General features: G+C 69.2%; 18 protein-coding genes. 4 read left to right on the top strand and 14 right to left on the bottom strand.

Going from position 1 to position 19,581, the window contains the following annotated elements; genetic code table 11:
• Positions 1-15: 15 nt before the first annotated feature.
• The 7 genes from ACIBCK_RS31290 to ACIBCK_RS31320 form a co-directional block, all read right to left on the bottom strand.
• The gene (locus ACIBCK_RS31290) at positions 16-903 is read right to left on the bottom strand and encodes a Cof-type HAD-IIB family hydrolase (RefSeq protein ID WP_399395700.1); all 888 of its coding nucleotides are present in this window, start codon (positions 901-903) and stop codon (positions 16-18) included.
• 61 nt (positions 904-964) lie between these two features.
• Complete coding sequence (locus ACIBCK_RS31295) at positions 965-1,888, bottom strand: LLM class flavin-dependent oxidoreductase (protein WP_399395701.1); 924 nt, start codon at positions 1,886-1,888, stop codon at positions 965-967.
• A 53-nt stretch (positions 1,889-1,941) separates the two neighbouring features.
• Positions 1,942-2,520 (bottom strand): RNA 2'-phosphotransferase, encoded by a 579-nt coding sequence (locus ACIBCK_RS31300; RefSeq protein ID WP_399395703.1) that lies wholly within the window; start codon positions 2,518-2,520, stop codon positions 1,942-1,944.
• A 150-nt stretch (positions 2,521-2,670) separates the two neighbouring features.
• On the bottom strand, positions 2,671-3,624 hold the full coding sequence (locus tag ACIBCK_RS31305; protein ID WP_399395960.1) for a MerR family transcriptional regulator: 954 nt from the start codon (positions 3,622-3,624) through the stop codon (positions 2,671-2,673).
• A 90-nt stretch (positions 3,625-3,714) separates the two neighbouring features.
• Entirely contained in the window at positions 3,715-4,662 is a 948-nt protein-coding gene (locus ACIBCK_RS31310; protein ID WP_399395705.1) for a metal-dependent hydrolase, read from the bottom strand.
• Positions 4,659-6,440, bottom strand: coding sequence for an SDR family oxidoreductase (locus ACIBCK_RS31315; RefSeq protein ID WP_399395707.1), 1,782 nt, complete (start codon positions 6,438-6,440; stop codon positions 4,659-4,661). The genes ACIBCK_RS31310 and ACIBCK_RS31315 overlap by 4 nt, the downstream gene beginning before the upstream one ends.
• Complete coding sequence (locus ACIBCK_RS31320) at positions 6,437-7,288, bottom strand: M24 family metallopeptidase (protein WP_399395709.1); 852 nt, start codon at positions 7,286-7,288, stop codon at positions 6,437-6,439. The genes ACIBCK_RS31315 and ACIBCK_RS31320 overlap by 4 nt, the downstream gene beginning before the upstream one ends.
• Positions 7,289-7,562: 274 nt before the next feature.
• Between ACIBCK_RS31320 and ACIBCK_RS31325 the strand changes: the two genes are divergently transcribed.
• The 4 genes from ACIBCK_RS31325 to ACIBCK_RS31340 are packed head-to-tail and all read left to right on the top strand — an operon-like array spanning position 7,563 to position 11,107.
• Positions 7,563-8,573 (top strand): ABC transporter ATP-binding protein, encoded by a 1,011-nt coding sequence (locus tag ACIBCK_RS31325; RefSeq protein ID WP_399395962.1) that lies wholly within the window; start codon positions 7,563-7,565, stop codon positions 8,571-8,573.
• Positions 8,563-9,468, top strand: a complete 906-nt coding sequence (locus tag ACIBCK_RS31330; protein WP_399395711.1) for an ABC transporter permease — start codon at positions 8,563-8,565, stop codon at positions 9,466-9,468. The genes ACIBCK_RS31325 and ACIBCK_RS31330 overlap by 11 nt, the downstream gene beginning before the upstream one ends.
• Positions 9,465-10,376: an ABC transporter ATP-binding protein gene (locus tag ACIBCK_RS31335; protein WP_399395713.1), complete on the top strand. Its 912-nt coding sequence runs from the start codon at positions 9,465-9,467 to the stop codon at positions 10,374-10,376. The genes ACIBCK_RS31330 and ACIBCK_RS31335 overlap by 4 nt, the downstream gene beginning before the upstream one ends.
• 11 nt (positions 10,377-10,387) lie before the next feature.
• Positions 10,388-11,107, top strand: coding sequence for an ABC transporter permease (locus ACIBCK_RS31340; protein ID WP_399395715.1), 720 nt, complete (start codon positions 10,388-10,390; stop codon positions 11,105-11,107).
• A 322-nt stretch (positions 11,108-11,429) separates the two neighbouring features.
• Here ACIBCK_RS31340 and ACIBCK_RS31345 read toward each other — a convergent pair whose 3' ends face one another.
• From ACIBCK_RS31345 to ACIBCK_RS31375, 7 genes are all read right to left on the bottom strand, one after another.
• Complete coding sequence (locus ACIBCK_RS31345) at positions 11,430-12,254, bottom strand: HAD family hydrolase (protein ID WP_399395717.1); 825 nt, start codon at positions 12,252-12,254, stop codon at positions 11,430-11,432.
• Positions 12,251-13,540: a serine--tRNA ligase gene (gene serS, locus ACIBCK_RS31350; RefSeq protein ID WP_399395719.1), complete on the bottom strand. Its 1,290-nt coding sequence runs from the start codon at positions 13,538-13,540 to the stop codon at positions 12,251-12,253. The genes ACIBCK_RS31345 and serS overlap by 4 nt, the downstream gene beginning before the upstream one ends.
• A gap of 572 nt (positions 13,541-14,112) precedes the next feature.
• Positions 14,113-15,048, bottom strand: coding sequence for a prephenate dehydratase (gene pheA, locus ACIBCK_RS31355; protein WP_399395721.1), 936 nt, complete (start codon positions 15,046-15,048; stop codon positions 14,113-14,115).
• 115 nt (positions 15,049-15,163) lie between these two features.
• On the bottom strand, positions 15,164-16,396 hold the full coding sequence (efeB, locus tag ACIBCK_RS31360) for an iron uptake transporter deferrochelatase/peroxidase subunit (protein ID WP_399395722.1): 1,233 nt from the start codon (positions 16,394-16,396) through the stop codon (positions 15,164-15,166).
• 11 nt (positions 16,397-16,407) lie between these two features.
• The gene (locus tag ACIBCK_RS31365) at positions 16,408-18,423 is read right to left on the bottom strand and encodes a copper resistance CopC/CopD family protein (RefSeq protein ID WP_399395724.1); all 2,016 of its coding nucleotides are present in this window, start codon (positions 18,421-18,423) and stop codon (positions 16,408-16,410) included.
• Positions 18,424-18,437: 14 nt separating this feature from the next.
• Complete coding sequence (locus ACIBCK_RS31370) at positions 18,438-18,926, bottom strand: copper chaperone PCu(A)C (protein ID WP_399395725.1); 489 nt, start codon at positions 18,924-18,926, stop codon at positions 18,438-18,440.
• Positions 18,923-19,573: an SCO family protein gene (locus tag ACIBCK_RS31375; RefSeq protein ID WP_399395727.1), complete on the bottom strand. Its 651-nt coding sequence runs from the start codon at positions 19,571-19,573 to the stop codon at positions 18,923-18,925. The genes ACIBCK_RS31370 and ACIBCK_RS31375 overlap by 4 nt, the downstream gene beginning before the upstream one ends.
• Positions 19,574-19,581 lie beyond the last annotated feature (8 nt).

The raw sequence follows: 19,581 nt of genomic DNA on the forward strand, positions 1-19,581 counted from the left end.
GCTCAGTGGGAGCCGCTACTGATCCTGTTGTTGGCTCAGGATGCGTTCGATGACGACCGCGACGCCGTCCTCGTTGTTGGCGACCGTGTGCCCCGACGCGGCGGCGAGCACGTCCGGGTGCGCGTTGCCCATCGCGTAGGACGTGCCCGCCCAGGTGAGCATCTCGATGTCGTTCGGCATGTCACCGAAGGCGACCACCTCCGCCGGAGTGATGCCGCGCTCGGCGCAGCACAGTTCCAGGGTGCTGGCCTTGGAGACTCCCGGACCGCTGATCTCGAGCAGGGCGCTCGGGCTCGAGCGGGTGATCTCGACCTGGCCGCGCACGGCCGCGCGGGCCACGACGAGGAAGTCGTCGGGGGCGATCTCGGGGTGGAAGGCGAGGACCTTCAGGATGGGCTGGGTCGCGTTCTCGGAGTCCTCGGCGAGGAGCTTCTCCGCGGGGGCGACGCTCTCGCCGGGTTCCAGGTGCAGGGGCGGGTATGTCGGTTCGTGGTGCAGTCCGCCGGTCCGCTCGACCGCGAAGGACGTGCCGGGGGCCGCCGCGCGCAGCAGCCGGACGACGTCGAGGGCGTCCTGGCTGCGCAGCTCCCGCACCTTCACGAAGCGATGGCCGCCGGATCCGTCGTGCAGGTCGACCACGGCGGCGCCGTTGCCGCAGATGGCGAGGCCGTGGCCGTGCACGTGGGCGCTGACGACGTCCATCCAGCGGGCCGGGCGGCCGGTCACGAAGAAGACCTCGATCCCGGCCCGCTCGGCGGCGGCCAGCGCGGCGACGGTGCGGTCGGAGACGGACTTGTCGTCACGCAGGAGGGTGCCGTCCAGGTCCGTGGCGATCAGCCGGGCCTTGGGCCGGTGGGGGGCGGTGGCGGCCGGGGTCTTGGGCCGTGGGGTAGCTGAGGTCACGCCACCGATTGTCCCGCACATGAGCGCACGGGCGTGCGCTGGGGCGCACATCTGAGTGCCTTTATCCCTCCGCCGTGCTGCTTCCCAGCTGGACCAGGGCCTCGGTGGCGATGCGCTCGAAGACCTTCTCGTCGGCCGCGAAATCCGTGCCGGGCAGCGGCCAGTGCAGCACGATCTCGTTGAAGCCCAGCTCAGCGTGGTTGCCGGCGAAGTCGACGAAGGCGTCGAAGGAGTCCAAGGGGTGGTCCGGGGTGAACCCGGTGAGGAGGATCTTGTCGAGCTCGTCGACGTCCCTGCCGACCGCGTCACACGCCGCGGCCAGCTTCTCGGCCTGTCCGCGGATGGCTTGAAGTGACTGCTCCGGGGTGCCGTTCTCGAAGAGTTTCGGGTCGCCCGTGGTCACCCACGCCTGCCCGTGGCGGGCCGCGAGCTTCAGGCCGCGCGGCCCGGTGGCGGCGACCGCGAAGGGCAGCCGGGGGCGCTGGACGCAGCCCGGAATGTTCCGCACCTCGGATGCCGAGTAGTACTCCCCCTCGTACGAGACGACGTCCTCGGTCAGGAGACGGTCGAGCAGCGGCAGGAACTCGCCGAAGTGGTCGGCCCGTGCGCGCGGAGTCCAGGGCTCTTCGCCGGCCTTGAGCAGGGCGGTCGCGTCGAAGCCGTTGCCGCCCGCGCCGATGCCGAGGGTGATCCGGCCGTCGGACACATCGTCCAGCGTGATCAGGTCCTTGGCGAGGGTCACCGGGTGCCGGAAGTTCGGCGAGGTGACCAGGGTGCCCAGGCGCAGCCGGTCGGTGACGGCCGCGGCGGCGGTCAGGGTCGGCACCGCGCCGAACCAGGGCCCGTCCCGGAAGGTCCGCCAGGAGAGGTGGTCATAGGTGTACGCGGTGTGGAAGCCCAGCTCCTCGGCCCGCTGCCAGCGCTCCTTGCCGCCTTCGTGCCAACGGCGGACGGGCAGGATCACGGTGCTCAGACGCAAACTCATGTATCAGAGCGTATGCCGGACAAGCCGCGCTCCTTCAGCTCGCCCCGGCCGGGTCAGTGTCCGGTCGGGAAGCGGAGGTATGCGGGGGGTACGGCGGCGGTGAGCCAGACGCCGTTGGCGCTGACCTGGAAGACATGCCCGTCGCGGTGCATCGCGTCCGTGTCGACGGAGAGAACGACGGGCCGTCCGCGGCGGGCGCCGACGCGGGTGGCGGTCTCGCGGTCGGGCGAGAGGTGCACGGCGTGGCGGTTCATGGGCCGCAGGCCTTCGGCGCGGATCGCGGCGATGTTGTGGATCACCGTGCCGTGGAAGAGATACGCGGGCGGGGTGGCCGGAGGCAGATTGAGGTCGACGTCGACGGAGTGACCCTGACTGGCGCGGATCCGGCCGCCGTCCACGGCGAAGCGCTGTTTGTCGTTCACGGCCACCACGTGCTCCAGCTCGGCACGGGTGAAGCGGAATCCGTGCGCCGTCGCTGCCGCGATGAGGGCGTCGATCTCCACCCAGCCGCTCTCGTCGAGCGCGAGGCCGATTCTCTCCGGCTGGTGGCGCAGGTGCTTGGACAGGTATTTCGACACCCTGACGGTGCGTCGCTCGCCCGCCGCGTCGTCGGAGGGGGCTTCTCTATTCATCCATTCAGCCTCGCGCCGATTCGTTCTCCCCGCACTTGTTTTTCGTCCACCGACTTTTCATCCACCACTTATCGTCCACAGGTTTGATCCACAGCCAAGTCCAGTTATCCACAGGCCAATTGGCGATTCTGTGGACAACACCCGTGTAGTTCACTCAATTTGATCAATAGATCCAGGTTTAGGGCGACTTATCGCCAGAGAGTCCAATGTCCGTTTCTGCACCTCGCGTTCAGCAGCCGCAGTCACGAACGCAGCGGCGTTCTCCCGCCCAACCAGCGCCTCAACGGCCTGCATTGTTGCCGCGGGCAGCCCTACCGCAACCGGCTCATACGCACGTTGAGCGGGTTGCCCGGCGGCAAGGTGCTGCTGGAGGTGCCGTGTGGCGAACAGGCGCATCGCACGGGCCAGTTCGGCGTCGACGGACTGCTGGGCGAGCGGCCGCAGGCGCCGGACGAGCGCGGCCGCCTCCGCCGCGTCCGCCTCACTCGGCGGGTGCTGGCCGAGATAGCGCGCGAAGACGTGTTCGGTCGTGAACTCCAGGAAGCGTGAAGCTATGTGCTCGACCTGTCCCCTCAACTCCCGTAGATGACCCGAGATTGCGGACAGCGGCACACCCGCGGCGTGCAACTCCACGGCCACGGCCAGTTCTTGTGGGCTCGGCACCAGGAACTCATCGTCCTTGCCCGGCATGGGTTCGAGCACGCCGAGCGCGATCGCGTCGGCCACCGCCGCCTCGTCCGGCTCGCCGCCGAACGCCGCGTCCAGCTCCGCCCGGGTCATCCGGTCGGCCTTCTCGTCCGTCCACGGACCGCCGACCTCGGCGGCCAGCCCCAGGACACCGCCGAGCCCCCGACCTGCATCCCAGGCTTCGAGCAGCTCCTTGATGGAGGCCAGGGTGTACCCCCTGTCGAGCAGATCGGCTATCTGTCGCAACCGGGCCAGGTGAGCGTCGCCGTACACATTGGCCCGGCCGCGCCGCTCGGGCCGGGGGAGCAGGCCGCGGTCCTGGTAGGCGCGGATCGTACGGACCGTGGCACCGCTGAGGTGCGCAAGGTCTTCGATGCGGTACTCCGCCGGTCTGTGCCCGACACCGTGGTGATCCACCGGCTCCGGCCCGGCGCCGTGCCGGCCCGCCGGTCCAGGCCCGGTCTCCGACTGCTCGTCCACGCTCCCCGCCTCCGTAAAACCCTCGTGCTAGGCGATGGCCGCTCGGCCGACCGCAGCGGCCGCGGCCCGTGCCGCGGGTGACTCCGCCAGATATTCGACGGCCTTGCGCAACGAGCCTTCCTGCGAGGGATGGTACGACCGCCGCAGATAGCGGGGTATGGCCGCACCGAGCTCCCGCCACGGGGGCAGCAGGCCCTTCCTGACAGCCCTGTTGTGCTCGCCGAGCGAGTAGCGAAGGCGGCCCGCGAGCCGGGGGTCACGACGCAACAGATAGGCGGTGCCCCAGACCCACAGGTACAGCATCACGGGCGCCGTGACCGTCATGCCCGCGATGCGGCGGGCATAGCGGGGCAGGCCGTCGCCGCCGCAGTGCTGATACATGTCGAAGGCGACCGAGCGGTGCTCGACCTCCTCCGCGCCGTGCCAGCGCAGCAGGTCGAGCATGACCTCGTCGGCGTCCGCGTGATCCAGGCCGTCGGCGTGCAGCACCCAGTTGCCCAGGACCGCCGTGAACTGCTCGATCGCCGCGACGACGGCGAGGCGGAAACGCAGCCACTCCTGCGTCGGTATCGGAGCACCCAACGGCGGCTTCTCGCCGAGGAGTTTCTCGAAGAGGAAGTCGACGTACTTGGTGAACGCGGCGGTGTCGAGCCGCTGCGCGGCCAGGTGATCGAGCACATGCGCGTGCTGCACGCTGTGCGTGGCCTCCTGGCCCATGAACCCCTTGACGTCCTTGAGCAGCACCGGGTCGGTGACCAGGGGCAGGCCCTCCTTGAAGACCTTCACGAACCACCGCTCCCCCGCGGGGAGAAGCAGATGCAGCACGTTGATCACGTGGGTGGCGGTGGGCTCGTCCGGTATCCAGTGCAGCGGGGTCCGCTCCCAGTCGAACGAGACCCGGCGCGGAACGATCGTGTAGTGCTCTTCGAGGCCGGGCTCCCCGGTGTTCGTGCCGGTGCTCTTCTCCGTACTCACAGCGGCGGCTCCAGTCGGGCTATCGCGCGCAGGGCCTTGGGCGTGAAGCGCGACATGAGGTGGGCGCCACGGGCCTCCGGGGTGACCGGGACCACGGCCTGGTTCTTCACGACCGCGCGCAGGATCGCGTCGGCGACCTTCTCCGGCGGGTAGTTCCGCAGGCCGTACAGGCGCGAGGACTTCTTCTGGCGGCGCTTCTCCTCCTCGGCGTCGACGCCGGCGAAGCGTGCGGTCGCCGTGATGTTCGTGTTCACGAAACCCGGGCATATCGCGGAGACCCCGATGCCCTGGCCCGCCAGCTCCGCACGCAGGCATTCGCTGAGCATCAGGACCGCCGCCTTGGAGGTGCTGTAGGCGGGCAGGGCCTTGGAGGGCTGATACGCCGCCGCGGACGCGGTGTTGACGATGTGGCCGCCCTGGCCGCGCTCGGCCATCTGCTTGCCGAAGAGCCGGCAGCCGTGGATCACGCCCCACAGATTGACGTCGAGAACCTTCTTCCAGTCCTCGGCGCTCGTGTCGAGGAACGAACCGGAGAGGCCGATCCCCGCGTTGTTCACCAGGACGTCGACGATGCCGTACTCCCTGGCGACCTTCTCGGCGAGCTTCTCCATGGCCTGCTCGTCGGTGACGTCGACCGTCTCGCCCCATGCCTCGGGGGCGCCGATCAGACGGGACATCTCCGCCGTGCGGGCCGCGGTCTCCGCGTCCCGGTCGACAGCCACGACGCGGGCGCCCGCCTCGGCGAACGCGAAGGCGGTGGCCCGGCCGATGCCGCTGCCCGCGCCCGTGACAAGGACCAGCTGGCCCCCGAAGCGGTCGGCGTGCTTTCCCGTGGCCACACTGTCGTTGGCGGGCATGCCGTCCTCGTTCGTGGTGACGAAGTCCGTGATCCAGGCGGCCAGTTGGTCGGGCCGCGTGCGTGGGACCCAATGCTTGGCCGGGATGCTCCGGCGGACCAACTGGGGTGCCCACTGCTCCAGTTCGTCGTAGAGCCGCTCGGAAAGGAAGATGTCCCCGGACGGCGTGATGAGCTGCACAGGGGCGTGCGCGTAGGCGTCGGCGCGGGGCCTGCGCATCCGCGCGCGGACGTTGTCGCGGTAGAGCCATGCTCCGTGTGCGGCGTCCGAGGGCAGCGACGACGTCGGATAGTCGCCCGCCGGCACCTTCTCCATGCGCTCCAGGATCTTCGGCCACCGCTTGCCGAGCGGGCCGCGCCAGGCAAGCTCCGGGAGCATGGGCGTGTGCAGCATGTACACGTACCAGGACTTGGCGCCCTGGCCGAGGAGCTGACCGACCTTGCGGGGGGTGGGCCGGGTCATGCGCTTCTTGATCCAGTGCCCGAAGTGGTCGAGCGAGGGCCCCGACATCGACGTGAAAGACGCGATGCGGCCCTCGGTGCGCTTGACCGTGACGAACTCCCAGGCCTGCACCGAACCCCAGTCATGCCCGACCAGATGCACCGGCCTGTCCGGGCTCACCGCGTCCGCGACGGCCACGAAGTCATCGGTCAGCTTCTCCAGCGTGAAGCCGCCGCGCAGGGGCTGCGGAGCCGTCGACCTGCCGTGACCACGCACGTCGTAGAGCACGACGTGGAAGCGGTCGGCGAGGCGCTCCGCGACCTGGGACCAGACCTCCTTGGAGTCCGGATAGCCGTGCACGAGCAGCACCGTGGGCTGCGTGGGGTCGCCGAGCTCGGCGACGCACAGCTCTACTCCGCCGGTACGCACCCAGCGCTCGCGGGCGTCCTTGATCCCCGTGGTGATTCCTCCCGTGGTCATGCGGCGGCCCTCTCCTCAGCCCAGCGCCGCACATGCGGCAGATCGTCGTCGAGCCAGAACGCGCTCTGTTCGGGGTCCTTGGAGTCGGTGACGACCAGGATCTCCTCGAACTTCGCGCCCGTACCCCTGAACCCGAGGTGCGGTTCGACCGCCCAGAGCCCCTTCCGGGGCGGGTGGTCGGAGAATTTGTACGGCGACCAGAGCGGCGACCAGCCGTCACGGTGGCCATGGATCGCGTCGCTGGCGAGCCCCTTCAAGGACTGAGTGCCGAAGCCGAAGACGTTCGGCGAGAGCCGGCGCTCCTTGACCCGGTCGACCTTGTGCGCGATGACGCCGAAGGGATACGCGCGATGGCGGTTGGCATAGCCCTGGCGGACCATGAGCCGGTCCACGTCCTCATAGATCTCGCGCAACGGGCGGCGCTCACGCACCTCGCGCAGGAGCAGCTCGCGGTGCGCCTCCAGGTCGGCGAGGAGCTTGTCGTGCACGGGATTGAGGCCGAGGCAGCCCGAGTAACCGATGTCCGCCGTATATCCCTTGTAGACCGGGGCCATGTCGAGGATGAAAGGCATCCCCGGCTCGAGGCGGCGGTTGGTGGGGAAGAACTGCAGCGGTATCCGGAAGTTCACGAACGCCGTGCGGTCCCCGAACCAGGCGAAGGGCAGGTGGAACCAGTCCCGCACACCTCGCTCACGCAGCCACTCACGCTGCATCCGAGCCGCCTCGCGTTCGGTCACGCCCGGCCTGAGCTGCGCCGCGACCGCTTCCGCGCATTCATACGCGAGGGTCTGCACTTCCCTGAACCCCCGCAGTTCCGCGGAGAGTTCACCTGCCACTGCTGAGGTCATGCCACCGTCCGTCCGTGTCCGTCATCGCAGTACGCGTGTCCGGTCCATCGCAGTACGCGTCCGTAACTTGACACTGATGAATGTGACAATGCTCAGCGGCTACGTCAATAGCTGTGCACGAGCCGGGCCCGGGTCCGGGGGAACCTCGGGGTTGTCCCCCAGGGGGCGACCTCAGGACGACCCCTACGGGCCCGTAATACCCGAGAGTGAGGCAAGGACAGCACCCTGGTCTGACGCCTGATGTGGTCTGCGCCACTACCTTCGAATCGTGACTGTGATCGCGACCGAAAGCCTGAGCAAGCGGTTCCCGAGGGTGACCGCGCTTGACCGGCTCTCCATGGACATCGGGCCCGGTGTGACCGGACTCGTCGGAGCCAATGGAGCCGGCAAGTCCACCCTGATCAAGATCCTGCTGGGTCTGTCCCCCGCCACGGAGGGCACCGCCGCCGTGCTCGGCCTCGACGTCGCCACCAGTGGCGGCCAGATCCGTGAGCGCGTCGGCTATATGCCCGAGCACGACTGCCTGCCGCCCGACGTCTCGGCCACCGAGTTCGTCGTCCACATGGCGCGCATGTCGGGCCTGCCGCCCACGGCCGCCCGTGAGCGCACCGCGGACACCCTGCGGCACGTCGGTCTTTACGAGGAGCGCTACCGCCCCATCGGGGGCTACTCGACGGGGATGAAGCAGCGCGTGAAGCTCGCGCAGGCCCTCGTCCACGACCCCGACCTGGTCTTCCTGGACGAACCGACCAACGGCCTCGACCCCGTGGGCCGCGACGAGATGCTCGGTCTGATCCGCCGCGTCCACACGGACTTCGGCATCTCCGTCCTGGTCACCTCGCACCTGCTCGGCGAGCTGGAGCGCACCTGCGACCACGTCGTCGTCATCGACGGCGGCAAGCTCCTGCGGTCCAGCTCCACCACCGACTTCACGCAGACCACGACGACGCTGGCGGTCGAGGTGACGGACACCGACGAACACCCCGATGGCACCAAGGTCTTCCGCGAGGCACTCCAGGGCCGTGGGGTCGCCACCCACCAGGGAAGCGGCCTGCCCGGCGCGGGACACACCGTGCTGCTGGAAGCGGTCGGCGAAGAGACGTACGACCTGGTCCGCGATCTCGTCGCGGACCTCGGCCTCGGCCTGGTCCGGATGGAACAGCGCAGGCACCACATCGCCGAGGTCTTCCAGTCCGAACAGTCCGACCGGTCCGAGCAACCTGAACAACCCGAGCAGTCCGGCCGGGACGAAGCGCGGAAGGAGGCGGTCCGCCATGGCGGTTGAGCAGCCCCCGGCACACGCCGGCGAGCAGACGCAGATCCACAACATCGGCTATCGCAACTACGACGGCCCGCGCCTGGGCCGTGCCTATGCCCGCCGCTCGCTCTTCTCACAGAGCCTGCGCGGGGCGTACGGACTCGGCCGCTCGGCCAAGTCCAAGGTGCTCCCCATGATCCTCTTCGCGGTGATGTGCGTCCCCGCCGCGATCATGGTGGCGGTCGCCGTGACCACGAAGGCGAACGACCTCCCCGTCGAATACACCCGATACGCGATCCTGCTGCAGGCCGTCATCAGCCTTTACCTCGCCGCCCAGGCCCCCCAGACCGTCTCGCGCGACCTGCGCTTCAAGACCGTCCCCCTCTACTTCTCCCGCCCCATCGAGCACAGTGACTACGTACGCGCCAAGTTCGCGGCGATGGCCTCGGCCCTCTTCGTCCTCACGGCCGCACCGCTGCTCGTCCTCTACGTAGGGGCGCTGCTCGCCAAGCTCGACTTCGCGGACCAGACCAAGGGCTTCGCCCAGGGCCTCGTCTCCGTGGCGCTGCTCTCGCTCCTCTTCTCCGGCATCGCCCTCGTCGTCTCGGCCGTCACACCCCGTCGCGGCTTCGGTATCGCCGCCGTCATCGCCGTCCTGACCATCAGCTACGGAGCGGTGTCCACGGTCCAGGCCATCGCCTACGAACAGGGCAGCACCGACGCCATCGCCTGGCTCGGCCTCTTCTCGCCGATCACGCTCATCGACGGCGTTCAGTCCGCCTTCCTCGGCGCGACCTCCGCCTTCCCCGGAGGGGAAGGCCCCTCGTCCGGCACGGGCGTGGTCTACGTGATCGTCGTCCTCACCCTCATCGCGGGCTGCTACGGCGCGCTGCTGCGCCGCTACCGAAAGGTCGGGCTGTGAGCACGATCAACATCGACCACACCTCCCGCTGGTTCGGCAACGTGGTGGCGGTCAACGACATCACGATGAACGTAGGGCCCGGCGTCACCGGCCTCCTCGGCCCGAACGGCGCGGGCAAGTCCACCCTCATCAACATGATGGGCGGTTTCCTCGCCCCCTCCACCGGCAGCGTCACCCTCGACGCCAAGCCGATCTGGCGCAACGAACAGATCTACAAGGACATCGGCATCGTCCCCGAGCGCGAGGCGATGTACGACTTCCTCACCGGACGCGAATTCGTCGTCGCCAACGCCGAGTTGCACGGCCTGGACAAGCGGGCGGCGCACAAGGCCCTCGCCACGGTCGAGATGGAGTACGCGCAGGACCGCAAGATCTCGACGTACAGCAAGGGCATGCGCCAGCGCGTGAAGATGGCGTCCGCCCTCGTCCACGACCCGTCCGTGCTCCTGCTCGACGAGCCGTTCAACGGCATGGATCCCCGCCAGCGCATGCAGCTGATGGACCTGCTGCGGCGCATGGGGGACGAGGGCCGCACGGTCCTGTTCTCCTCGCACATCCTCGAAGAGGTCGAGCAACTCGCCTCGCACATCGAGGTGATCGTGGCCGGACGGCACGCGGCCAGCGGCGACTTCCGCAAGATCCGCCGCCTGATGACCGACCGCCCGCACCGCTACCTCGTGCGTTCCAGCGACGACCGCGCCCTGGCCGCCGCCCTGATCGCTGACCCGTCGACGGCAGGAATCGAAGTCGACCTCAAGGAAGGCGCCCTGCGCATCCAAGCCATCGACTTCGGGCGCTTCACCGCCCTGCTGCCACGCATCGCCCGCGATCACGACATCCGACTGCTCACGGTCTCGCCATCGGACGAGTCCCTCGAGTCGGTCTTCTCCTATCTCGTCGCGGCCTGAAGGGAGCCATCGTGTACGACCCCACTGTCGCCCGGCTCACCTACCGGGCCCTGCTCGGCCGCCGCCGGGCACTGATCCTCTTCGCCCTGCCCGTCCTGCTGATCGTCATCGCCGCGGCGGTCCGCGGATTCAGCGGCGCCGACGACCAGGTCGCCTCCGACCTCCTCGGCGGCTTCGCGCTCGCCACGATGGTGCCGATCATCGGCGTCATCGCCGGCACCGGAGCCATCGGCCCGGAGATCGACGACGGCTCCGTCGTCTATCTCCTCTCCAAGCCGGTCAAGCGGCCCACGATCATCATCACCAAGCTCACCGTCGCCATCGCCGTGACCATGGCCTTCTCCGCGATCCCGACCTTCATCGCGGGCATGATCCTGAACGGCAACGGCCAGCAGATCGCCGTGGCGTACACGATCGCCGCCCTGGTCGCCTCCATCGCGTACGCCGCGATCTTCCTGCTGCTCGGCACCATCACCCGGCACGCGGTGGTCTTCGGACTCGTCTACGCCCTCGTGTGGGAGGCCCTCTTCGGGACGCTGGTCTCCGGGGCGCGCACGCTCAGCGTCCAGCAGTGGTCGCTCGCCGTCGCCCAGAAGACCGCGGGCGGAGACCTCGTCACCTCGGATGTCGGACTGCCGGTCGCCACGGTGCTCCTCGTCGCCGTCACGGTCCTCGCCACCTGGTATGCCGGACAGAAGCTGCGGTCGCTGACGCTGGCCGGGGAGGAGTGATTAATTCAGTGGCGGGCAAGTCGTGGCGCGGGCACAGTAGTTGTGTCGACGCGCCACGACCTTGGCGCCCGCTTACTGGGAGAGGAGCCGACGTGTCCAGCAGTAGTCCGTCGAGTTCCCAGCAGGGCAGCCCGCGGCAGGCTTCGGAGTAGTTACTCACTCCGTAGAGCCCCGCCCACGGGGGAGTTGCCCGGGGCGGCCGCTTCGAGCGCGCACTTCGCTGCGCGGGCCGCCCACCCGTTGCACTGGGCCGGGGCCGAATCTTTCGGTGCCCGGCCTCAGTGCGTCGGCCAGGCCCTGTCCTGGGTGCTGGGCACGACGGTCAGCCGAGCAGCCTTTCCAACACCGCCGCGATGCCGTCGTCCTCGTTCGACGTCGTCACCTCGTCGGCGACCGTCTTGAGTTCGTCATGGGCGTTGGCCATCGCCACGCCATGAGCCGCCCAGCCGAACATCGGGATGTCGTTGGGCATGTCACCGAAGGCGATCGTGTCCGCGGCCTTCACGCCCAGGCGGCGGGCCGCGAGAGACAGCCCCGTCGCCTTGGAGAGGCCGAGGGGGAGAAGCTCCACGATGCCCTCACCGGCCATCGTCACGCCGACCAGGCCGCCGGCCACCTCACGCGCCACCGCGGCCAGCGCGTCGTCGCTCAGGCCCGGGTGCTGGACGTACACCTTGTTCAGCGGAGCCGCCCACAGCTCGGCGACATCGGTGAACGGGACGGCGGGCAGCGGACCGTCCTGCACCACATACCCAGGGCCCACGATCACCTCGCCGTCCAGGCCGTCACGGCTCGCGGCAAGCGCCAGCGGTCCGATCTCCGCCTCTATCTTGGCGAGGGCGATGCCGGCCAGCTGCCGGTCGAGCGTGACCGAGGTGAGCAGCCGGTGCCCGCCCGCGTGGTAGACCTGCGCGCCCTGCCCGCACACCGCGAGGCCGTCATAGCCCAGGTCGTCGAGGATGTGCCGGGTCCAGGGCACGGCACGGCCGGTGACGATGATGTGCGCGGCGCCCGCCGCGGTGGCCGCGGTGAGCGCGGCGCGCGTACGCGCCGAGACCGTGTCGTCGGAGCGCAGCAGCGTTCCGTCCAGGTCGGTCGCGACGAGCTTGTACGGGAAGGACGGCGTGACAGGAGCAGGGTGACTCACTTGTTGATGGGCTCCAAGATCTCTCGTCCCCCCAGGAACGGACGCAGGACCTCGGGCACCCATACGGAGCCGTCGGCCTGCTGGTGGTTCTCCAGGAGGGCGACGATCGTGCGCGGGACGGCGCAGAGCGTGCCGTTCAGCGTCGCGAGCGGCTGCGTCACCTTCTTGCCGTCGCTCTCGTCGCGCATCCGGATCGACAGACGGCGCGACTGGAAGGTGTCGCAGTTCGACGCGGAGGTCAGCTCGCGGTACTTGCCCTGCGTCGGGATCCACGCCTCGCAGTCGAACTTCCGAGAGGCCGAGGAGCCCAGGTCACCCGTGGCCACGTCGATCACCTGGAAGGGCAGGCCGAGACCGGTCAGCCACTGCTTCTCCCACTCCAGGAGCCGCTTGTGCTCGTTCTCGGCGTCCGCCGGGTCGACGTACGAGAACATCTCGACCTTGTCGAACTGGTGCACGCGGAAGATGCCGCGGGTGTCCTTGCCGTACGTGCCTGCCTCGCGGCGGAAGCAGGGCGAGAAGCCCGCGTACCGCAGGGGCAGCTTGTCGGCGTCGATGATCTCGTCCATGTGGTAGCCGGCGAGCGCTACCTCGGAGGTGCCGACCAGGTAGTAGTCGTCCTTCTCCAGGTGGTAGACGTTCTCGGCGGCCTGGCCGAGGAAGCCCGTGCCCTCCATGGCGCGCGGGCGGACCAGGGCGGGCGTCAGCATCGGGATGAAGCCGGCCTCCGTGGCCTGCGCGATCGCCGCGTTCACCAGAGCCAGTTCGAGCAGCGCGCCGACACCGGTCAGGTAGTAGAAGCGCGATCCGGAGACCTTCGCGCCGCGCTCGACGTCGATGGCGCCGAGCATCTCGCCGAGCTCCAGGTGGTCCTTGGGTTCGAAGCCCTCGGCCGCGAAGTCGCGCGGGGTGCCGATGGTGTCGAGGACGACGAAGTCCTCCTCGCCGCCGACCGGGACGTCCGGGTGTACGAGGTTGCCCAGCTGGCCAAGGAGGCGCTTGGTCTCCTCGTCGGCCTCGTCCTGCGCGGCGTTGGCCGCCTTGACGGCGGCGGAGAGCTCACCGGCCTTCTTCAGGAGGTCGGCCTTCTCGTCACCCGAGGCCTTGGGGATGAGCTTGCCGAGCGCCTTCTGCTCGGAACGGAGCTCGTCGAAGCGGAGCCCGGACGACCTGCGCCGCTCGTCGGCGGAGAGCAGGGCATCGACGAGCGCGACGTCCTCTCCACGGGCGCGCTGGGAGGCGCGAACACGGTCGGGGTCCTCACGGAGCAGGCGAAGGTCAATCACCCCACCAGGCTACCGTCGAGCGGTTCCGGCTCTCGACTCGATATTCCAGTCTGTAGCGTTATGACCGGTTTGCCGGAATGGGAATTCTGGGAAGCGGACGGCCCGCGCGTTCCCGGTTTCCGGGTCAATGAAAAGGGCGCCATTCCCCGAAATGGGGCAGAGGGGACTTGCCTCCTTGACTCGATCCCCTTGCGGGGGCGGGGACTTGGAGGGGTGGTTGTCCACAGGAATGCTCCCTGCCGAAAAGTTATCCACAGGCTGTGCGAAAGATCTGTGGATGCCGGAAGAGATCGTTCCGAAAGCCGCATGCGCGACGAAGGATTCCCGACCCAAACCACCCTCACACCCACTTTCGAGTGGAAATGGTTCGCTCCAAAGAGTTGATCAATGGAAAAGGGTGGACGAGGGGTGACGTGCGCGACTGTGGACGGACTTGTGGGTTGTAGGCCGATTTGTCGACCATGTCATGCTTCGTTGTCGACTTGTCCCCAGGTCGAGAACGACCCCTGTGGATAACTTTGTGGACAACGTAAATCAGCAGGTAAGACCGCTCGCGCGACGAGGCGGTCGGATCAGAACCGGCCGTCCTGGCACTGGGTCAGCCAGTCCGATGCCGCCAGGAACTCGCCATCGGTCGTCCCGGGCCGCGGCGGCCGGACGTCAGCGGGTGCCACACCCGCCCGCGGGTACGACCCGAGGAAGCGCACCTGAGGGCAGATCCGCTTCAGGCCCATCAGGGCCTCGCCCACGCGGCGGTCGGTGATGTGGCCCTCGGCGTCCACCGAGAAGCAGTAGTTGCCGATGCGCTGGCCGGTGGGGCGCGACTCGATGCGCATCAGGTTGACCCCGCGTACGGCGAATTCCTGGAGCAGTTCGAGCAGGGCGCCGGGGTGGTCGTCGCCGAGCCAGATGACGACCGAGGTCTTGTCCGCGCCGGTCGGCGCCGCCGGGCGGGCGGGGCGGCCGACCAGGACGAAGCGCGTCTCGGCGGTCGCCGCGTCGTGGATCTCGCTGACCAGCGGCTCAAGGCCGTACGTCGCCGCCGCGAACTCACCCGCGAAGGCCGCGTCGAAGCGTCCCTCCTGGACGAGGCGCGCGCCGTCCGCGTTCGAGGCCGCCGACTCCCACAGGGCGTCGGGGAGATTGGCCGCGAGCCAGTTGCGGACCTGGGGCTGGGCCACCGGGTGGCCGGTCACCGTCTTGATGTCCTTGAGCTGCGTGCCGGGGCGCACGAGCAGCGCGAAGGCGATCGGCAGGACGACCTCGCGGTAGATCATCAGCGGCGCGCCCTTGGCGAGCTCGTCGACGGTGGTGGTGACGCCGCCCTCGACGGAGTTCTCGATCGGCACCAGCGCGGCCGCCGCCTCGCCGTTACGGACCGCGTCCAGCGCCGCCGGCACGGACACCATCGGGATGAGCTCCCTGGTGGCCGCTTCCGGGAGCGTGCGGAGGGCGGCCTCGGTGAAGGTGCCCTCGGGGCCGAGATAGGTGTAGCGCATCGCCGACATACCGTCACCCTAATGGCCTGTCCGCACCCCGGCCCACGCGTCTCACGAAGCGGCGCCCGCCCCACGTACGTACGACACGTCCGTACGACAGCACGTACGAGACCGGCGCTCGGACCTACCCCTCCAGCAGCCGCTGCCCCACGTACTCGCCCTTCGCGGCGCCACCCGGCACCGCGAAGAGACCGCTCGCCTCGTGCCGGATGAACTTCGACAGCGCGTCGCCCCGGTCGAGCTTGCGCTGCACCGGTACGAAGCCGCGCAGCGGGTCGGCCTGCCAGCACACGAAGAGCAGCCCGGCGTCCGGCTCCCCGTCCTTGTCGAACCCGTCGTGGTACGAGAACGGGCGGCGCAGCATCGCGGAGCCGCCATTCTGGTCGGGCCGGGTGATGCGGGCATGGGCGTTGAGGGCGATGACGTACTCGCCGTCCGCGCCCGCCTTCTCCAGCTTCGGCTCGGTGGTCTCCGTGCCGCCGGTCAGCGGTGAACCGTCCGCCTTGCGGCGCCCGATGACCGCCTCCTGGTCCTTGACGCCGAGCTTCTCCCAGTCGTCGAGGAGCATCCGGATGCGGCGTACGACGACGTACGAGCCGTCGGCCATCCACGACGGGCCCCCGGTGGCGGGCACATAGATCCGTCGGTCGAAATCGTCGTCCGACGGCTTCGGATTGTTCGAGCCGTCGATCTGGCCCATCAGATTGCGGGTCGTCATGGGCTGCGCGGTCGCGCCGGGCGAGCGGTTGAAGCCGTTCATCTGCCAGCGCACCCGTGCCGCGTCACCCGCCTCCTTCTGGAGCGCGCGCAGCGCGTGGAAGGCGACGAGCGGGTCGTTCGCACCGATCTGCACCCACAGGTCCCCGTCGCTGCTCGCCTTGTCGAGGTGGTCGGACGAGAAGTCCGGCAACGGGTCGAGCGCGGATGGGCGCTGCTTCTCCAGGCCGGTCCGCCCGAAAAAGCTGTGGCCGAACCCGAAGGTGACGGTCAGGGACGAGGGCCCCGCGTCCCGGGCGACATCCGTGTCCTCCCCCGCGGCGGCCTTGCCCGCCATCAGCCGCTCGGCCGTCGCCGACCAGCGGCGCAGCAGGGCGGCCGCTTCCTTGCGTCCGGCGCCCGCCGTCAGGTCGAAGGCGATCAGATGGCCGCGGGACTGGACGGGCGTGGTGATGCCCGGCTGATGTTTCCCGTGAAACATGACCGTGTCCGCGCCAAGGGACGCCAGCGACGCCGCTTTCTCGGGGGTGTCCGAGGGAGCCGCGGCGTACCCGGCCGCACCGCCCGCCGCGCCGAGCGCGAGACCGGTGGCGCCGGCCGTGCCGAGCAGCCGCCGCCTCGAAATCCCGTTGTCCGCCATGGTGGTTCCGTTCAGCCGATCTGCGCGTTCTTGTTCACGGTCACCTGGTCGATGTCCGAGGTCCGTACGGTCACCGCGATCTTCCACTTGCCTGCCATCGGAATCTGCACCCCGCTCGAGCTCCAGTGTCCGGTCGCGATGTGGTCGGGGACGACCGGCAGCGGGCCGACGTCCTTCGACTTGAGGGTGAAGGAGACCTTCACCTCGGGGATGTCGAACGCGCTGCCGTTCGGGCGCTTCACGAAGATGTGCATCTCGTTGCTGCCGGTGCGACCCGGGTCCAGGTCGAGCTGCAGCGTGCCCTTGCCGTCGTCGGAGCCCGTGTCGAAGGGGATCTTGAGGGTGAGCGGCCCTGACCGCTGTGCCGCGGCGGTCGTCTGCGAGGCCGCCGCTTCCTCCTCCGTGCGTCCGGGCTCGGTGGAGGTGAGGACCGTGGTGACGGCGAGCAGGACGACGGCGACGCCCGCCTCGGCCAGCACGGAGCGCCGCAGGCCGGACCGGTTCGGGTCGGCGTCGCGGATCCGCTTCTCGCGGGCGGTGGTCATGGCGGCCTGCTGGCGGGCGAGTTGGGCGGAGCGCTCGGTGTCCTCCCCCGCGCCACCGGCGGGCACCGTCACCGGCTTCTTCTCCACGCGCTTGGCGGAGACGCGCTTCTCCGCGTGCTTCTCCGCGTGCGTGTCCGCCTGCTTGCCCGCACGCTTCTGCGCACGCTGCTCGACGACGGTCGCCGCCGCGGCCTCCGGCGCCATGTCGCCCGCCTGGCCCGTGATCCGTGCCGTCCAGCGCCGGGAGATCCAGGCGATGCCGACGAGCACGGCCACCAGGCCGACCTTGATGAGGAGCAGCTGTCCGTACCACGTACCGGTGAGCGCCGACCACGAGCCGACCTGCCGCCACGACTGGTAGAGCCCGGTCGCGGCCAGGGCGACCACACTGCAGAACGCCACGCGCGAGAAGCGCCGCACCGCCCCGGCCTCCACCGCCGGCGCGAAGTAGAGGGCGACGACGAGCGCGGCGAGCCCGCCGAGCCAGGCGGCGACGGCGAGCAGGTGCACGACGTCCACGGGCATCGCGAGACCGGCCTGGATACCGGTCGAGGCGTGCTCGGCCATGGCCCAGGTCGCGCCGAGCCCGACGGCGACGACACCTCCGCCGATCGCGAGCCCGAAGGTGAGGTCCTTGCGTTCCTTGGGGTCGGTTCGCTTCTCGTACGCCCCGAAGAGCACCGCGATGAAGAGCGCGGCGGCGGCGAGCAGCAGCAGCCGTGAGACCAGCGCCGCCCCCGTCTTCGTCTGGAGCACGTCACCGAGCTTGGCCATGTCGAAGGCGTCGGCGAGCTTCCCGGACCCGGTGTAGGGCGCGCGGAACAGCAGCATCACGAGGGTGGACGCGGTGAGCGTGACCCAGCCGGACACCACGAGGCGCTGCACGGGGCGTACGCCGGCGCCGCGCGGCCAGCAGCCGAGCACGAAGGCGGCCCCGCCGACGACGAGGATGAACCCGGCGTACGAGAGGTAGCGCGCGAAGCCGTAGAGGCCGCCGACGAACCCGCCGCCCACTTCCTGATCCGGCAGCGCGACCTTCGTGTCGGAGGGCGCCCCCACGGAGAAGGTGTAGGCCCCGGAGATGGGGTGGCTGTCGGCGGAGACGACTTGGTAAGCGACGGTGAAGGTGCCGTCGGGCAGCCCCTTGTGGAGCTTCACGCCGTACGTGTTCGACCCGAGGTCACTGGTCTTGCCGGTGTCGACGCGCTTGCCGGCCGGGTCGAGCACCCGTACGGAGCCGTCGGACATGGCGACCTTCTCGGAGAAGGTCAGCGACACGCTGCTGGGCGCCTGGTCGACCACCGCCCCCTGCTTGGGGTCGCTGCCCGTCAGCGCGGCATGGGCGGAGGCGGGGGCCGCCGTGGCCAGCAGGGCGCCGAGGAAGACGGCGACGACGAGCAGGAGCCGTCCGACGCCGGGGGTTATCCCGAAGCGGCCGGGGGCCCCGGAGCGAGCTCCACAGCGGGGAGCGATGGTCTGCATCAGCGATCAGTCCCTCAGTGCGACGCGTGCTTGCCGGGCTTGGGGTTGTACGTGGCGGCCTTCACCGGAACCTCAATGTCGATCGGGTCCGACTTCTCGAAGTGCAGCGTCACCGCGACCTTGTCGCCCTGCTTCGGCTTGTGCTTGAGCTCCTCGAACATGAGGTGGTTGGCGCCGCGCGCGAAGTCGAGCTCGCCCTTCGCGGGCACGTCGAACGACTTCTGCTCCTTCATCGCGTTGCCCTTGGTGCTGTGCAGCGTGACCTTCTTCGCGATCCCACTGGTCACCGAGGTGAGCTTGTCGGCGCCGCCCTTGTTCGTGACGGTGAAGAACCCGGAGGCCATGGTGTCCATGGCGGGCTCGGGCATGAAGGCGCCGGCGACCTTGAGCTCGGGCTTGTCCGAGGCCGCGCCGTCCTTGGCGCCGGACGAGTCCGAGCAGCCCACGAGGGCGAGCCCGGCCGTCAGCGCCATGGCGCCACCGATGAGAGTGCGGTGGTTCACGGGGTCGCTCCCTTGATGATCTTGGGGAGGTCCTTGGTGTAGTCGTCCACCGTGGCGTCCTCGCCGTAGAGGACGTAACCGGCGTCGGTCTTCGGCGAGAACGCGATGACCTGCGTGCCGTGCATCGAGACGACCTTGCCCTTCTCCTTCTTGGAGGGCTCGATGCTGATGCCGAGGGTGCGTGCGCTGCCCTGGATCGTGTCGAAGTCACCGGTCAGACCGATGAAGTCGGTGTCCTGGGCCTTGAGCCACTTGCCGAGGGCTTCGGGGGTGTCACGCTCGGGGTCGGTGGTGACGAAGACGACCTGGAGCTTGTCCTGCTCGGCCTTGGGCAGCTGCTTCTTGGCGACGGCGATGTTGCTCATCGTCAGAGGGCAGACGTCCGGGCAGTTGGTGTAGCCGAAGTAGACGAGCGTCGGCTTGCCCTTGGTCTGCTTGCGCAGGTCGTACTTCTTGCCGTGCGTGTCCGTCAGGACGAGGTCCGGCTTCTCGAAGGGCTTGTCGAGGATGGTCGCGGCCTTGTCGCCGTTGGACTCGACGGAGACGTCCGCGACGGGCTTCTTGCCCTCGTCACCGCCGCCACAGGCGGACAGGGTGAGGGCGGCCGCGGCCAGGATGGCGGCGGCGAGCAGCTTCTTCTTGCGCATACGAAAAT

Source organism: Streptomyces sp. NPDC051218 (genome assembly GCF_044455475.1).
Classification (GTDB): domain Bacteria; phylum Actinomycetota; class Actinomycetes; order Streptomycetales; family Streptomycetaceae; genus Streptomyces.